The sequence below is a fragment of the Micromonospora sp. SL4-19 genome, from assembly GCF_047921475.1.
GTDB lineage: Bacteria > Actinomycetota > Actinomycetes > Mycobacteriales > Micromonosporaceae > Micromonospora.
In genome coordinates this window covers 1-1,731 of the sequence record NZ_JBLROB010000071.1, presented here as the reverse complement: position 1 = coordinate 1,731, position 1,731 = coordinate 1, and the positions used below count along the sequence as shown (strand labels likewise).

The 1,731-nt window shown below is 67.1% G+C and carries 1 protein-coding gene; it reads left to right on the top strand.

The features are described from left to right. Nucleotides 1-1,679, top strand: a 1,679-nt coding sequence (locus tag ACNAVT_RS31685) for a WD40/YVTN/BNR-like repeat-containing protein (RefSeq protein ID WP_416301659.1), incomplete at its 5' end; no start/stop codon positions are given. Between the last annotated feature and the right edge of the window lie 52 nt (nucleotides 1,680-1,731).

The window sequence follows — 1,731 nt, the reverse complement described above, 5'->3', positions numbered from 1 at the left end:
CCCGAGCGCTCGCCGGCGCGAACGACTACACGGGCGCCACCGACATCGCCATGGACCCCAGCAACCCGGACAAGCTGTTCGTGCCGATGTGGGACCACCACCGTGAATCGCTGTGCCGCTGCTACGCAGGACCGGGCACCGGCCTGTACCTCACCACCGATGGCGGGTCGAACTGGACACGGCTGGAGAACAACCGGATCACCGCGTTCACGCCGGGTGACAGCGTCGGCTTCGCGTCGAGCACCAGCACGACGACCACCGCCCAAGCCAGGATGGCGGTCGCCATCGCCCCGAACAACCCCGACCGGGTGTATGTCACGACCGGCAACTGGTCGCAAACTGCGTCCGGCGCCGGCCAGACCCAGCGCGGATTCCGCGGCTTCTACCGTTCGAACGACGGCGGTGCGACGTTCCAGACCATGACCAGCGCCAACGCCGGCGGCGACACCGTCTGGACGTCGAAGATCTGGGTCGACCCGGGCAACGCCGACCGGTTGTTCGTCGCCGGCGTCGATCTGCGGGTGTCCGCCAACGCCGGCTCGACCTGGTCCAACGTCACCAGCCTGCACGCCGACCACCACGCCATGGCCTGGGACCCGAACACCGCCAACCTGGCGTACCAGGGCAACGACGGTGGGTTCTACCGGTCGGCCAGCAATGGCGCGAACGGCACCTGGACCAAGGCCCAGAACCAGCCGTGGACTCAGTTCTACTCGGTCGACGTCAGCGAACAGTCGATCGACCGCATCGTCGGTGGCGCTCAGGACAACGGCTGCCTGCGGTCGTGGAACTCGTCCGGCGTGGTGACCGGCGCGTGGGGATCGTACGGCGGCTGTGGTGACGGCCTGTACACCGTCATCGACCCGAGCAATCACAACTTCGTGTACGCCTGCTCGCAGTTCGGCGTCTGCTCTCGTTCCGTGAACGGTGGCAACAACAGCAGCAGCTTCACGAACGCCACCACCTCCAACCGCCGCAACTGGCAGACCCCGGTGGTGCTCGACCCGAGCACGCCATCGACCGTCTACTACGGCGGCAACATCCTGAACCGGTCACTCAACCGCGCGGTGAACTTCACCGCCATCAGCCCCAGCCTGAGCAACCCGGCCTCGGGCACGGATCCGGCGTACCCGTATGGAGCACTCACCACGGTGGCAGTCGCGAAGACCGACGCGAATGTCATCTACGCCGGGACTGACGACGGCTGGCTGTGGGGGACCAAGGACGGCGGCGCGACCTGGGCCCGGTTCACCGATCCCGCACTGCCGAACCGATGGGTCACCCGCGTGGCCGTCGACCCGAAAAACGCCAACGTCGCCTACGTGACGTACTCCGGCCTACGTAACGCGGACAACACCGCACACGTGCTGCGCACGATCGACGGCGGCGCCCACTGGACCGACATCAGCAGCAACCTGCCGATGGCACCGACCCAGGACGTGATCGTCGACCCGCTCAACCCGAACCGCATCATCGTCGCCAGCGACCTCGGCGTATTCATGGCGAACGTGGCCAGCGCCAAGAGCCAGCACCCCAACATCAAGTGGCAGCGGGTTGGACGTGGCCTGCCCCGCGCCGCGGTCAATGCCATCCACCTGCACCAGAGCAGCAACACCCTCTTTGCGGCCACCTACGGCCGCGGCATCTACAAGATCAACCTCGACCGCGACTCACAGTAAACCCTTGCCCAGTGCCGGCCGGGGCCCAGCAACGCTGAGCCCCGGCCGGCAC